14 protein-coding genes and 1 other annotated feature are annotated in these 13,491 nt (G+C 44.5%); of the genes, 3 read left to right on the top strand and 11 right to left on the bottom strand.

The window, feature by feature from the left end:
* Positions 1 to 20: 20 nt before the first annotated feature.
* Positions 21 to 250, bottom strand: a binding site (T-box leader).
* 48 nt (positions 251 to 298) lie between these two features.
* From FFM80_RS05310 to FFM80_RS05320, 3 genes are all read right to left on the bottom strand, one after another.
* Positions 299 to 664 carry a winged helix-turn-helix transcriptional regulator gene (locus tag FFM80_RS05310; protein WP_137639849.1) on the bottom strand — a complete coding sequence of 122 codons (366 nt, stop codon included), beginning with the start codon at positions 662 to 664 and terminating at the stop codon, positions 299 to 301.
* Positions 665 to 697: 33 nt separating this feature from the next.
* Positions 698 to 1,204 carry an HD domain-containing protein gene (locus FFM80_RS05315; RefSeq protein ID WP_137639850.1) on the bottom strand — a complete coding sequence of 169 codons (507 nt, stop codon included), beginning with the start codon at positions 1,202 to 1,204 and terminating at the stop codon, positions 698 to 700.
* Between the two features lie 195 nt (positions 1,205 to 1,399).
* Positions 1,400 to 2,170, bottom strand: a complete 771-nt coding sequence (locus FFM80_RS05320; protein ID WP_137639851.1) for a TrmH family RNA methyltransferase — start codon at positions 2,168 to 2,170, stop codon at positions 1,400 to 1,402.
* Positions 2,171 to 2,455: 285 nt separating this feature from the next.
* On the opposite strand from FFM80_RS05320, the gene FFM80_RS05325 reads away from it, so the two are divergent.
* Positions 2,456 to 2,728, top strand: a complete 273-nt coding sequence (locus FFM80_RS05325; RefSeq protein WP_137639852.1) for an acylphosphatase — start codon at positions 2,456 to 2,458, stop codon at positions 2,726 to 2,728.
* Positions 2,729 to 2,792: 64 nt separating this feature from the next.
* Positions 2,793 to 3,725 carry a membrane protein insertase YidC gene (gene yidC / locus FFM80_RS05330; protein ID WP_137639853.1) on the top strand — a complete coding sequence of 311 codons (933 nt, stop codon included), beginning with the start codon at positions 2,793 to 2,795 and terminating at the stop codon, positions 3,723 to 3,725.
* A 59-nt stretch (positions 3,726 to 3,784) separates the two neighbouring features.
* Here the strand turns inward: yidC and FFM80_RS05335 are convergent, their stop codons facing one another.
* From FFM80_RS05335 to FFM80_RS05355, 5 genes are all read right to left on the bottom strand, one after another.
* Positions 3,785 to 4,723 carry a 1,4-dihydroxy-2-naphthoate polyprenyltransferase gene (locus tag FFM80_RS05335; protein ID WP_137639861.1) on the bottom strand — a complete coding sequence of 313 codons (939 nt, stop codon included), beginning with the start codon at positions 4,721 to 4,723 and terminating at the stop codon, positions 3,785 to 3,787.
* Between the two features lie 106 nt (positions 4,724 to 4,829).
* Entirely contained in the window at positions 4,830 to 5,801 is a 972-nt protein-coding gene (locus FFM80_RS05340) for a UbiA family prenyltransferase (RefSeq protein WP_223877303.1), read from the bottom strand.
* A gap of 527 nt (positions 5,802 to 6,328) precedes the next feature.
* Positions 6,329 to 7,981 (bottom strand): HAMP domain-containing sensor histidine kinase, encoded by a 1,653-nt coding sequence (locus FFM80_RS05345; RefSeq protein ID WP_137639854.1) that lies wholly within the window; start codon positions 7,979 to 7,981, stop codon positions 6,329 to 6,331.
* Positions 7,981 to 8,667 (bottom strand): response regulator transcription factor, encoded by a 687-nt coding sequence (locus tag FFM80_RS05350; protein WP_137607436.1) that lies wholly within the window; start codon positions 8,665 to 8,667, stop codon positions 7,981 to 7,983. The genes FFM80_RS05345 and FFM80_RS05350 overlap by 1 nt, the downstream gene beginning before the upstream one ends.
* 186 nt (positions 8,668 to 8,853) lie before the next feature.
* The gene (locus FFM80_RS05355; protein ID WP_137639855.1) at positions 8,854 to 10,191 is read right to left on the bottom strand and encodes a replication-associated recombination protein A; all 1,338 of its coding nucleotides are present in this window, start codon (positions 10,189 to 10,191) and stop codon (positions 8,854 to 8,856) included.
* A gap of 151 nt (positions 10,192 to 10,342) precedes the next feature.
* Here FFM80_RS05355 and FFM80_RS05360 point away from each other — a divergent pair, with 151 nt between their 5' ends.
* Positions 10,343 to 10,645, top strand: a complete 303-nt coding sequence (locus FFM80_RS05360) for a bacteriocin immunity protein (RefSeq protein WP_137639856.1) — start codon at positions 10,343 to 10,345, stop codon at positions 10,643 to 10,645.
* Between the two features lie 83 nt (positions 10,646 to 10,728).
* On the opposite strand, the gene gndA is transcribed toward FFM80_RS05360, so the two are convergent.
* The 3 genes from gndA to FFM80_RS05375 form a co-directional block, all read right to left on the bottom strand.
* A complete protein-coding gene (gene gndA, locus FFM80_RS05365) occupies positions 10,729 to 12,165 on the bottom strand; it encodes an NADP-dependent phosphogluconate dehydrogenase (protein WP_137639857.1) in 1,437 nt (478 codons plus the stop codon).
* A gap of 403 nt (positions 12,166 to 12,568) precedes the next feature.
* Positions 12,569 to 13,039: a hypothetical protein gene (locus FFM80_RS05370; protein ID WP_137639858.1), complete on the bottom strand. Its 471-nt coding sequence runs from the start codon at positions 13,037 to 13,039 to the stop codon at positions 12,569 to 12,571.
* Between the two features lie 18 nt (positions 13,040 to 13,057).
* Entirely contained in the window at positions 13,058 to 13,405 is a 348-nt protein-coding gene (locus FFM80_RS05375; RefSeq protein ID WP_137639859.1) for a hypothetical protein, read from the bottom strand.
* Positions 13,406 to 13,491: the final 86 nt, after the last annotated feature.

Below are 13,491 nucleotides of genomic sequence, written 5' to 3' on the forward strand. Positions count from 1 at the left end.
CACAAAAAAGACCTCATCCTAAAAGGGACGAGGTCATCGCGGTACCACCCTTGTTCGTCGACCTAGTTCACCTAAGCCAACGCACTTTCACCGAATAACGGCCGGGAGACCGGAAAATTATTTGTTTTAAACGCCCAATTTCAGCTCAGAGAGTGAATTCACTAATCTTGGTCGCCGGAGTGCTTACAATCGATGACACTCGTCCCTATGACGCCGCTAACTAGCTACTAGTTCTCGTCAATGCTTTTCTGTTTACATATGCCAGTTTATGGCAAACCAACGCCAGCGTCAAGTGCAATTAACCTTGGGCTGGGCTAAACCATTTATCAGACCAATTGTGGACAGTGTTCATCACCTGCCGTAAGTCCGCCCCTTTAGCGGTCAAACGGTATTCGATCAACGCCGAATCGGCATGGGTCACGCGACTAACGATGCCATTTTCTTCCAATTCTTTTAAGCGCACAACTAACACCCGGTCACTGCATTTCGGTACCCGGCGCGCTAAATTTTTAAACCGCTGTGGTCCGTCTTCAAGTAAGACATCGATAATTAAACCGTTCCATTTCTTACCTAAGATGGAAAACGTCTTTTCAAATTTCGGACACAGTTCAAATTGGGATTCTGCGGTCGTGTCTGCAACCGTATCTAGCATCATTTCTGACATTCTCATGACCTCCAAAAACGTCCTGCTGACCGGCTATTCAGCGGAGGCTTTCCCCCGAAACCGGTCTAACTGTTTGGCCACCTTCGTACGTAATGGTCCAAAAAATTCATGTTCTGCTTCATAATCATCGACTAAAGAGACTAACAAACTTTCACGGTACTTTGGCAAGGCCAAGGTCGCCCCAAACATATGCTTTAAAATGATATCCTTTTCCATCGGTGTTAGTTTGGTTAACTTTTCTGCATTCCGCAAAGCGACCCGTGGATGGATAAAGGCATGCGACCCCAGATCAAACTTGGTTTCGCGCCAGTCATAATAAAACAAATCATGTAATAACCCGCCGCGCGCAACCGCGGTCGTGTTGAGGTGCCATTTTTTTGCCAATAAGTAACTATCGTATGAAACTGCAATTGAATGATCTAAACGATTCGAATGGTGGTGTTGTGTAAAGTCGGCCAAGTGTTGCACGGCTGGTTGTGCTAATAAATCAGCCACAATTGCCACGTATTCGGAATCTTGTTGCCATACCTTGTTTTTCATTGAAAGCTCCCTTTGCTAATAACTACCGCTATTCTACTAAAAAGTAAGTGAATTTGAAAGTATTTTGTTCAATTCCGGTTGGAAATTAACTAACTTATGGTTAGTGATTCATTGCCACTCTGGTTGGGTCAGCATTAATGAGTCGCCCAATCGTAATCTACTTTCAATCCATCAAGCAGTTTAAGCACCAGCAAGCTACCGATATAACCCAAACATCAAAATACCGGCCGCGATGGCGACGTTTAAGGATTCAGCGCGACCTTTGATTGGAATATACAGATTCTTATCGGTCAATGCCAATAATTCGTCGCTCATGCCGTTGCCTTCGTTACCCATCACTAAACCAAAGCTGGCCGGGGCATCAATATCTAAGTATTGGGCCGCCTCCGGATTCAGTTCAGAACCATACACTGGCTTATCTTCAGCATGAAAACGGGCCACTAAATCAGTGAGATCCGTACTCAATAATTGCAAATGGAATTGACTTCCCTGCATCGCCCGTTCAACTTTAGGCTGGTGAACATCAACCGTCCCCGTCCCGAAAGCCACCCCCGCAAAGCCAGCGGCATCCGCGGTGCGAACCATTGTCCCAATATTGCCAGGATCTTGCACATTATCCAATAGTAACCAGGGCCGCGACAAATCTAAGTTAGCCAGCGGGTCAGCGGCTGCTTTCGGTAAGTTGACCAAGGCAAAGACCCCTTGTGGCGTCACGGTGGCACTGATGTGACTAGCAACTTCTTCTGAAATCTCAATCACGGCTGGAAACTTGGTCAAGTCGGGATTAGTTGCCAATTGTTTCTCCGTAATCAGTAACGTTTTTATCGAGACCTTGGCCTTTACCGCTTCGTTGACTAAGTGCCAACCATCTAATAAGTACAAGGCTTGTTGCTTACGACCTTTTTTCGTTTGTAACTTCTTCCACATCTTAACGTGGGCATTTTGTAATGAATTAATTTTTTCCATGTTTAACTTAGCTCCAATTCTTTCCGAATCTCATTAACGTTAAGTATAGCATATGCTTAGTCCCAGTTGGATTAAGTTGCCACGCTGGTTGGCCTTAGTACGAGCGGCTAGAGCAAGGCGAGTTTTGAAAAGGCCAGGCCTAAACCCGACCCATAACGTTTCGGCATTTAAAAAATCAACTGGTAAGCGGTAATTTTAGCTAACACCACCCACTTCTAACCATCACAACCGTCCATTTCCATGCTATTATATAATGTAGACATTTGATAGATAGGAAGTGACAGTATGCGAGCAGTAACACTGCAAGCCAGTGGCCGCGTTCAAGGCGTTGGCTTTCGCTGGGCAACTAAGGCCGCCGCTGATAAGTGCGGCGTTAACGGTATCGTTCGGAACCTAATGGACGGCTCCGTGTTTATTGAAGCAGAAGGTGAAGATCAGCGTGTGCAAGTCTTTATCGACGTGATTCGCCAATCACCAACGGATTTTGGTCGCGTCGACCAATTAACCGTCCACGAAGCGGAACCCCAAAACTACCATAATTTTCGGATAACTAATTGAAATCCCGGGTGGTCTCTAGTATCATCTAGTTTATATGATTAAAAATAAAGGGGATTATGAGCAATTGAAAAATAAAAAAGGCCTCACCGTTACATTGGCGCTGTCCAGTTTGGCGCTGTTCTTAAGCGGCTGTGTGCAAACTACAAAGACCGGTAAACCTTATGGCTTTGTCTATGACTACCTCGCCCGGCCCGGTCAAGCCGTCATGCAATGGATGGCTAGCCTTTTCGGTAACAACTACGGTTGGGCCATTATTGGGTTAACAGTGTTGGTACGATTGGTCTTATTACCAATGATGGTCAATCAACAACGAAAATCAACGTATCAACAAGAAAAGATGTCCGCGGTCCAACCTGAATTAAAGAAAATTCAAGCCGCACAAAAGGCTGCTAAGACCCCCGAAGAAAAAACGGCGGTTAGCAACCAAATGATGCAGCTTTATCGGGACAATGGTATTAGTATGACTGGTGGGATCGGTTGTTTACCGTTACTGATCCAATTTCCAATCTTCTCGGCCTTATATTACGCGATTCGGTTCTCACCGGAACTTTCCAGTGCCACTTTTGTTGGCATTCCATTAGGGAAATCCAGTTTCTTGTTAGCCGTCTTAGCGTTCTTGTCCTACTTGGCCCAAGGTTACTTGTCAATGATCGGCTTGCCGCCAGAACAAAAGAAGACCATGCGGACAATGTTAGTCTTGAGTCCAGTTATGATCTTGTTCGTGACGATGTCTGCGCCTGCTGGTTTAGGCTTGTACTTCTTCGTTGGTGGGTTATTCGCCTGCTTACAAACGTTGATTATCAACTTCTTCCGGCCCCGGATTCGTCGCGAAGTTGAGGCTGAATTGAAGAAACATCCAATCAAGACTCGTACTCCCGTGACTGCTAAACCCGTCCAAGCAACGGAACAGGCTGTCGACAATCAATTATCAAATCGCAATGCCCATCCAAATGAAGGCCGGAATGCTGGTAAACAGCAACGCCATCATCGCGATTAATGAGTACAACTAAAAAGACAACTGCCAATGACGGTAGTTGCCTTTTTTAGTGGCCTGCTTTAAAAAATAATGCCAATAATTAAGCCAATCAATTGCATCCCTTGAAACATCATCAAGTTTTGCGGTGCCGTATTAAAAGTGGTTTCTTTAATCTGAACCGCATTGAACGCTTTAATATTTTTCAACATTTTTGGTAAAACCAAGAGTACTAGTAATTGATAAAGTGGTAATAATTGTAACGCAACACTAATCAAGACTGGGATATAAGCTAACAATGCCAGCGTATCATATGTCCGCAAAGCTTTCGGTTTACCGATATAATATGGCACCGTATAACGCTTGTTACGGACATCTTGGTCCAAGTCACAGATATTGTCGGCTAACATGATATTAGAGACTAAGAAGATGTTAGGTAAACCAACTAAGATCATCACCAAGATGTTCTGCAAGTTCCCGACAACGGCAAAGTGTGGCCAGTTGAACGTAAAGCCCATCAAAACTGGGGTGGCCACGTTCATATAGACCGCTAAGAAGAACACCCCAAAACCTTCAACCGTCCCAGATAAGAGCTCCCCTAATGGAAAACGTGAAAATGGTACCGGCCCGTAAGTATAGAAGACGGCTACCCCAATGGCCACCGCTCCCATAAATAATAATAGCAAATTCGTTTTGAAAACGAGCACGATGCCAAGTACAATGGCAGTCGCTAACATCCATAGCACTAGATGCAAGGAACGCTTGGGTGATAAATGTTCCCGCCCAATAATGTTATACGTATCACGATAATGCAGATCGACCGCTAAAAAGTAATCTTGCACGTTATTGAACCCCGTCACAAATAAAGCGATTGACACTTGGGCAATTAAATAAATTAACGAATTAACCCAATTAAATGCATGAAAATAATAAATAGAAAATAAAATACCAATAAAGTACGGCACAACACTCGCCGCTTTAGCATTCAGCCGAATGAACTGCAAGAAGATCTTAACTGTCATTGGCCGATATGTGGTTTCGTTTGACAACCGGTCCGCCCCCTGAATAAATTTACTGCTATTCCACTATAACAGTCTTTCGTTGACGTGAAAACCTTATCATGCGGATTTAACCGCCAAAAACCAGCCCTAAAATCAAGCCTAACATTTGCAAGCCTTGAAATAACATCAAGTTTTGGGGTGCCGTATAGAAGGTCTTTTCACGTACTTGAGTCTGATTGAATAACCGGACATTTTTAATCAACTTCGGAATCGCGACCAGCGTCACCAGTTGATAAATTGGTAACAACTGCAACCCCACACTGATAATCACCGGTACATAGCTGGCAAAAACTAAGACCCGATACAGTTGCATCGCTCGTGTATGGCCTAAATAATACGGCAAGGTGTAGCGATGATTCTTAATATCTTGTGGCACGTCGCCAATATTGTTCGCTAACATAATGTTGGCCACTAAAATCACATTGGGGAGGCCAACTAAGAGTAAGATCAAAATATTTTTGAGATTGCCCACCACCGCGAAGGCTGGCCAGTTGATCGTGATTCCCATCAAAGTTGCTGGGGTCACACTCATATAGATGGTGAGAAAAAAGACGCCAAAGCCTTCCACCCAGCCAGATAGAACTTCCCCAACCGGAAACCGAGAAAATGGTACGGGTCCCGCCGTATACAAGATACTGATGGCAATCGCAACGGCTCCCATGAAGAGTAGTAACAGATTCGTCCGTAACACTAGGATCAACCCTAACCCACAAGCCAATGCTAGCGTTCTCCACATTAACCGGTACGCCTGTTGCGGCGATAAATGTTCGCGCCCAATAATATTGTAAGTATCACGATAATGCGTATCGACCGCTAACCGATAGTCCTGAACATTATTGAATCCCGTCACAAAAAACGCCACTGAAATTTGTGCGACTAAATAAATTGCCGCACTCAGCCAATTAACCGTATGAAAATAATACCAGCTAAATAAGACCCCCATCACCCACGGCACCGCACTCGCCGATTTTGTTGGCAAGCGAATAAACTCTAAAAACAACTTCAGCGTCATCGGCTGATAAGTTGGTTGGTCACTCAATTAAAACATCCCCCTCGAAGTCATTAACACCCCTTACACTTGGTGCTAGTTGGATTAAATTGCCACTCTGGTTGGTCCAGAATCGGCTGGAACGTGGTGGCCGCGTTTGGAAGCCGAAGAACGGTCTTCCAAGCCGGGCTTTATCTAGGTCGGAAAGTCACCGACCAAGATAAACGACACCACTGAGCCAATTCTGGCCCGCTCGACGTTAACTAACGGGACTGAAAAATTAATGATTGATTATTTTAAGTTCAGTCATTTAGCCGAGAGGTTGGTTCCTAAAATGCTCAGCCGTGTCGTTGGCCTTAGTGCGAATGATCTGCTCGGACTTAGGCCAAGGTCAGTTTTGAAGACCGGGTTTGGCTTCAAAATGGCCCATGGCGTTCCAGCATTTTAGGAACCAACCGGCAGGTGGCAATTTCAACTAGCACCAAACGTAACCCTTTAATGTTAACAGAAGATAGCTCAACTGCCCAGAGTAACCAAAAAAGTAGCCAGACAAACTGCCTGACTACCACTTCTATTTTTTATTTATCTGCATGTTCATGATCATCCAACGGTGGCTCATCAAGATCGCGGCTTGCCGGCTTAATCCCCGCTGGTAACTCTGACTTAGCGATCTTTTCAACCGCATTTGTATCAGCTTCCGCCTTGGCTAACAATTTGGAATCTTTCAAGATTGGCAATTGGAACCGGAAGATTGAGCCTTGCCCAACCACGGATTCAACACTAATCTTACCATGATAGCCTTCAACTAACCGTTGGGCAATCGATAAGCCGAGCCCATTACCGCCCTTATCCCGACTACGGGCTTTATCAACCCGATAGAAGCGATTAAAGACACGGTCCAAGTTATCCTTGGAAATCCCTTCACCAAAGTCTTGAACCGCCACTTCGACATAGCGAATATCCGTCGACAACGACAGGTGAATTTCTTGGCGTTTCGTGGAATATTTAACGGCATTATCCAACAGAATAATCAAAATCTGTTCCAAATGATTCCGATAAATCTGCGCATAAACCGGCTGTTTCACATCATCGTCAAACGTAAAAATGAAATCAGGATGAATCATCTTAAAATCATTAAACGCCTGCGTGACCAACTTCTGAACATCAGTCGTTTCATGGCTAAAGTTAATCTCCAACTGTTCAGCTCGCGATAGATCCAGCATTTCTTGAACCAATCTTTGCATCCGTTTGGTTTCAGCTAACGAGGCCGTCAAAGATTCCGCCAAAACTTGCGGATCATCCTTGCCCCAACGATTCAAGAGTTCCATATGCCCTTGAATAATCGCAACCGGCGTCCGCAGCTCATGGGAGACATCTTCCACGAATTGCTGCTGCTGGGTAATATAGCGTTGCATCTGGTCCAACATATCATTGAAGAGTGTCCCTAAATCAGATAACTCATCGTTACGATTAAGCGCCGGTACCCGTGAATCCGTCTGCGGATCATCTTGGACCGCATTAATCGTCTGCGTAATTTTACGCATTGGTCGTAATAAGAAAGCCGCTAAGAAGTACCCTAACAATGTCGAGCCAAAGATGGCAATCAGCGTCATTACAATAAAAATCCACATCAGATTATGCGTGGTATTATGATAATCCGCTAAATTATCGGTAATCTGGACGTACCCAATCAGCTTATGATGACTGGCGGCATAGATGGGCGCGCGACCAACTAACTCGGACGCACTCCCATGCCCAATCATCGACAACTGACGTGAAGCACTCTTCTTAAACTCATGCGCATCCTGCCGTGAAATGTACAGCGTAACGCCTTTGGGATCATAAACAGTTACGGCCAAATTCGTCCGCGACAAGGCGGTCAATTCTGAGTCTGAAAAGATCTTCGTTTGTAACGCCCCGTGCTTACGGGCTTCCATCCCAGAGGCCGGCTCAATATTGGCTTCCGGCTGTAGCTTGGCAGCGACGGACTTAATCGTTAAACCCGTCGATTCAGTCCGCAATGATTGCTGAACCGTTGTCACGGCACTGACCACGTCACGTTGTTCTTGGCGCATTAAGAGGTTCGTGAAGCTCTTATACACTAAGATTGAAAAACAAATAAAAAGGAGCGCGGTCCCAATTGCGGTCCCCAGCGCCCATTTCCACTTCAATGACCAACGTTTCTTTGGTCGCGGTGTCGTCACCGTTGTTGTTGCTGTTGGTTCAGACATTACGAGCGAATCACGTAACCTGTCCCACGAACGGTTTGGATATAACTCTTTTCACCAGGACGATCAATCTTGTTCCGTAAGTACCGGATATAGACATCGACCACGTTAGTTTCAACTTCGGATTCGTAACCCCAGACCTTGTTTAACAAGACGTCTCGAGCTAAAACGACATTGATATTTTCCATTAGCGTTAATAAAAGCTCATATTCACGCTTAGTTAAGTTAATAACTTCATCACCACGTTTAACGACTAAGTTTTCCTTTTCAATCGTTAAATCTTTATAGGTGACCGTTGTTTGCTTAGTGCTTTGTTGTTCACTTTCCAAATCAATCCGCCGTAGTAAAGCCCGGAGCCGCGCCAATAATTCTTCAATGGCGAATGGCTTAACGATATAATCGTCAGCCCCATGATCTAACCCTGAAACCCGGTCAATCACAGAATCACGCGCCGTCATCATAATAATTGGGGTGTTCTTAACTTCCCGCACCCGGCGACAAACTTCTAGCCCGTTCAATTCGGGCAACATTAAGTCCAACAGAATCGCGTCAAAGTCTTCACCTAAAGCCGCGTCCAATCCCTTACGACCATTATATTCAACTTGAATGTCGTAACCTTCATGCTTTAATTCCAGTTCGACAAAGCGGGCGAGATTTTTTTCGTCCTCAATAATTAATATTCGACTCATTTACTTTTAGTCACTCCTAATATTCAACTTATCTAACAAGCGTACTCACGATGTTTAATGAGAACGACGCCTCATCAACAGGTACAACATGTTATTTTAACATGAATACGCTAATTTTCCTACCACTGAAAGCTGTAGGAACCTTAATCTAAATCTCATTTTAACGGTTATTGACTAAAAAGCAATTTAATCGCTCGGGGCATCGGGATGTTGGGCATGCCAAGCTTTGATCGCAGCTAATCGTTGCCGCCACGCCTTTTCCTGGCCTTGATCAGTCGGTTCATAATACGTCTGTCCCGCTAATTCCGGCGGCATCGTGGTCATATTGGTTAATTTAGCCGCGGTATCATGCGCATATTGATAATCATCGCCATAACCTAAATCTTTCATTAATTTGGTTGGCGCATTGCGAATCTGCAATGGCACCGGCAGATTGCCTTTCGCACGAACATCTGCTTGAGCCGCCGCTTTCGCCATGTATAAGGCATTCGACTTCGGGGCTAATGATAGATAAGCCACCGCTTCAGTCAGATTCACATCACACTCGGGCATGCCAATCAGCTGACAAGCTTGATAAACGGCCACCGCTAACGGCAACGCCTGCCGGTCAGCTAACCCAATATCTTCACTGGCAAAGCGAATCAGGCGCCGCGCAATGTACAACGGGTCTTCCCCGCCTTTTAACATCCGCATCAGCCAATAAATGGCGGCATCGACATCGCTATTGCGCATCGACTTATGAAGCGCTGAAATCAAATTATAATGCTCTTCACCATTCTTATCGTAGCGCAACGACTTGGTGTTAATCAGTTGATGTAATCCAGCCGCCGTCACCGTGACGGATTCGCCATCACGCTCACCATTTAAAACGGCCATCTCCAGTGTGTTTAACGCCATCCGGGCATCCCCATTGGCAAATTCCGCAATCAACTGTAACGTGTCAGGCTGTAGGTGTACGGTCAACTTAGGAAACCCATTCTCGTTTTTAAGCGCACTCTGTAGGATCTCGACTAACGCAGCCGGGGTTAATTCTTTTAACACTAATACCTTACAACGCGACAATAGTGCCGCATTAATCTCAAACGACGGATTCTCAGTCGTTGCCCCAATCAGAGTGATACTGCCACGTTCAACGTACGGCAAAAAAGCATCCTGTTGGGCTTTATTGAACCGGTGAATTTCATCGATGAACACGATGGTCCGCTCACCAAAATCCCGATTAGCTTCCGCTTCATCCATAATCTGCCGAATCTCTTTGATGCCAGTGGTCACGGCACTAAATGTAATAAAGTGCGACTTGGTCTGTTGGGCAATGATTTCAGCCAACGTGGTCTTACCAACCCCCGGCGGCCCCCAAAAAATCAGTGATGGGATTTGGTCTTCAGCAATAAGTTGCCGCAATAGTTTACCCGGCCCGAGTAAATGGTCCTGACCTTTGAACCCATCTAAGGTCGTCGGCCGGACTCGATAAGCTAGCGGGCTACTCGTCCCCCGCTCCGGTTTGAATAATGATTCTTGGCGCACCGCCAACACCTCCGTTTAGCATGATAATCTAATTATATCGCAAACAGATGTTCGATACAAAAGTGACCACTTCAAGCTTGAATACTTGATCACCCCAGTACCTATTTGGGTATCATGGTGCTATACTCTGGTCAGACGGGGGATGATGACCATGTTAAAAGATCCAAAAGCTGAGCACCTATTGCAACAAATTTGCGTTGCCTATAATGATCCCGAGGTCGCTAAAGACACTGAATTAGCCGCCCATTTATTAAGGTGTGCGATGGAACTTGCTAAGTACGAAAATGTCCTATTAACCGCTTCACGGGTCAATGCCGTTGCCCTCAACGCCATGCGAGCCCACATGAATCACCCGATTCAAGCCTTAACAACGCTCTACAACCAAACAGCCCGAACCTCTGAATATTACTGGGGCGTGGCGGCGACAACCATTTTAAGTGGCCTATTCTGGTAATTTAACCCTAACGAAAAAAACAAGCTTGAAGCGTACCTAATGATTAGGTGCGTTTCAAGCTTGTTTTCAATTAATCGTGATTTTTATTGTTCTTCATACCAAGTGTAATGGAACATGCCTTCACGGTCAGTCCGTTCGTAGGTATGGGCACCAAAGTAATCCCGTTGTGCTTGTAACAAGTTAGCAGGTAAAACTTCGGCCCGGAATGAGTCATAGTATGACAAAGCAGCACTAAACGATGGCACTGGAACGCCAGCTTGGATGGCCAAGCTTAAGACGTCACGAGTTGATTGTTGATACTTAGCAGCGATATCAGCAAAGTAATCATCCATCAATAAGTTGTTTAAGTCTGGTTTCTTATCAAACGCATTGGTAATGTTTTGTAAGAATTGCGCCCGGATAATGCAGCCAGCCCGCCAGATCTGTGCTAATTCACCGAACTTCAAATCCCAGCCGTAATGTTCAGCGGCGAAACGTAATTGTTCGAAGCCTTGAGCATAGCTCATGATCTTACTGAAGTAGAGGGCTTGGCGAATCTTTTCAACCAATTCTTCCTTGGCTGGTAATTTCACATCGTTCTTAGGACCAGCTAACTTCTTAGAAGCCGCAACCCGTTCGTTCTTCATCATTGAGATGTAACGGGCATAAACGGCTTCAGTGATCACTGATTGTGGTACTTGAACGTTCAAAGCATCTTCGGAACTCCACTTACCAGTCCCTTTATTGTTCCCACGGTCTAAGATCATGTCAACGATTGGCTTCGTCTTGTCGTCGCCTAAGTCATCTTTACGTGACAAGATATCAGCGGTGATTTCAACTAAGTAACTGCTGAGTTCGCCTTTGTTCCAGTCAGTGAAGACGTCGGACATTTCATCAACGGATAACCCAGCCACATTACGCATAATGTTGTAGCTTTCGTCGATTAATTCTTCATCGCCGTATTCGATCCCGTTGTGGACCATCTTAACGTAATGACCGGCACCGTTGTCGCCAATATAAGTGACACATGGTTCGCCATCTTGAGGCGCTTTAGCCGCAATCTTCTTCAAGATTGGTTCAACTAAATCATACGCTTCTTTTTGGCCACCTGGCATCAATGAAGGGCCTTGTAAGGCTCCTAATTCACCACCAGAAACACCCATACCAATAAAGTTAATGCCGGACTTGTCTAAGCGAGCATTACGAGCCATCGTATCGTTGAAGTTGGTGTTCCCACCATCAATCAAAACATCGCCCTTATCTAATAATGGTAATAATTCATCAATGACCATATCAGTTGGTTTCCCAGCTTTGACCATCATGATAATCCGACGTGGCGTTTCAAGGGATGCCACGAAGTCTTCAATCTTATAACTTGGGACTAATTGCTTGTCCGCGTGATCCTTAACAACCTTTTCAGTCTTAGAACCGGTCCGGTTAAAGATCGCAACCTTGTAACCGCGACTTTCAATGTTCAAAGCCAAGTTCTTACCCATGACAGCCATACCAATGACGCCAATTTGTGGTTTTTCATTACTCATAAGATGTTTTGCCTCCCAAATTTAACTACGTCATTATCGTACCAAAAAAAGAATGTTAATTAAAGAATATTGTCACGATTTATCAAAAAAGTTTCAAAAATTATCGGATTTTAAGAAATTCTTTTTCATCAAAGGGTGCTTATTTCGACTTTAAAATAAAAAAATCGAGGATTTTTTGTCCCCGATTCCTTCATAGATTTAGTTGTTGACGACTCGTTCCCAAAAATAATAAGCCGAATAGGAGTTGATGTTAATCCCTTTAAACATACCAGTTTTGCCGCCACTAGCATGTCTTTTTACAACTGCCTTACCTAAATATCTTTTTACCTTTGGATTAATCTTGTTATAAAAAGTCCGATTTTCCTTGGCCGTCTTTCGATCAGTTACAGCCATACCAAACGGGTTAGACCCCCCCAATGTTTCGTTGTAAATTAGATTTTTTTGACTTGGTATAGATCGTAAAACCAGTGCCGTGCTGTTGCTCATTATAGCTAATCAATACAGCTTTACCCTTAATCGTCGTCCGCCGAATCGTATTTATCCCCTCACCATTTAGCAGATAGATGGTATTCTTATACGTCCCAGCACCACTGACCTTATAGGGTGTAAAATACTGTTCACTGGTCGCTGACATGGACTGTTTATCGTGACTTTTGCGATACTTAGATCTACCAAACTTCTTGCCGCTTACTTTCTTGTTAAACATTTTGCCACCAGTCGTGTACCAATGACCACGAAAAGTTTTGGGCAATGCCGTTACTTTGTGAGTCTTCACTGCTGCTTGGGCGGTTACTGGCGTGTTAATGCCAAGGTCCAGTACCATGACCCCACTCGCGATTACTGTTATGCCTAATAGCCTAACTAGTCGTTTCATTTAATATGCGCCCCCTCACTATTTTTTAACATAGAGTTGCATGCTACCCCCGGTAAAACCTGTCTTTTTATCTATAATACCAACATAGATTTTTTTCTTGGCACACTTATAGCCAGCCACTTTAGGCGCCTTGATTTTAACCCTAGTACCTACTAGACCTTTAACTGTATATTTAACCTTTCGATCTTTGGTAGACCCCTTAACATAATAGTCTAACTTGCCATGAATCGTCACAGCTTGCTTAGATTTAGCATTCTTTTTCTGTTGCTTAGCAGAAAGCTTTTTCAAAAAGACAAATGGATTAGCTCCCCAATGAGCCTTACCATCTTTAGAAACGGTTATTGACGAGACATAGCCTGGCATCATATCAACGTAACCTCGTATTATATAAATAATCAATCAATTAACAGCTTAGACGTTGCGTGATATTCTCTAATAGTTCATTGGATTTA

The organism is Lactiplantibacillus dongliensis (assembly GCF_005405105.1).
Lineage (GTDB): Bacteria > Bacillota > Bacilli > Lactobacillales > Lactobacillaceae > Lactiplantibacillus > Lactiplantibacillus dongliensis.

What these genes read in the sequence shown, in the direction of transcription:
- FFM80_RS05310 (WP_137639849.1), bottom strand. Translation starts at nt 664, where the DNA reads ATGTCAGAAATGATGCTAGATACGGTTGCAGACACGACCGCAGAATCC.
- FFM80_RS05315 (WP_137639850.1), bottom strand. Translation starts at nt 1,204, where the DNA reads ATGAAAAACAAGGTATGGCAACAAGATTCCGAATACGTGGCAATTGTG.
- FFM80_RS05320 (WP_137639851.1), bottom strand. Translation starts at nt 2,170, where the DNA reads ATGGAAAAAATTAATTCATTACAAAATGCCCACGTTAAGATGTGGAAG.
- FFM80_RS05325 (WP_137639852.1), top strand. Translation starts at nt 2,456, where the DNA reads ATGCGAGCAGTAACACTGCAAGCCAGTGGCCGCGTTCAAGGCGTTGGC.
- FFM80_RS05335 (WP_137639861.1), bottom strand. Translation starts at nt 4,723, where the DNA reads ATGACAGTTAAGATCTTCTTGCAGTTCATTCGGCTGAATGCTAAAGCG.
- FFM80_RS05345 (WP_137639854.1), bottom strand. Translation starts at nt 7,981, where the DNA reads ATGTCTGAACCAACAGCAACAACAACGGTGACGACACCGCGACCAAAG.
- FFM80_RS05350 (WP_137607436.1), bottom strand. Translation starts at nt 8,667, where the DNA reads ATGAGTCGAATATTAATTATTGAGGACGAAAAAAATCTCGCCCGCTTT.
- FFM80_RS05360 (WP_137639856.1), top strand. Translation starts at nt 10,343, where the DNA reads ATGTTAAAAGATCCAAAAGCTGAGCACCTATTGCAACAAATTTGCGTT.
- gndA (WP_137639857.1), bottom strand. Translation starts at nt 12,165, where the DNA reads ATGAGTAATGAAAAACCACAAATTGGCGTCATTGGTATGGCTGTCATG.
- FFM80_RS05370 (WP_137639858.1), bottom strand. Translation starts at nt 13,039, where the DNA reads ATGAAACGACTAGTTAGGCTATTAGGCATAACAGTAATCGCGAGTGGG.
- FFM80_RS05375 (WP_137639859.1), bottom strand. Translation starts at nt 13,405, where the DNA reads ATGATGCCAGGCTATGTCTCGTCAATAACCGTTTCTAAAGATGGTAAG.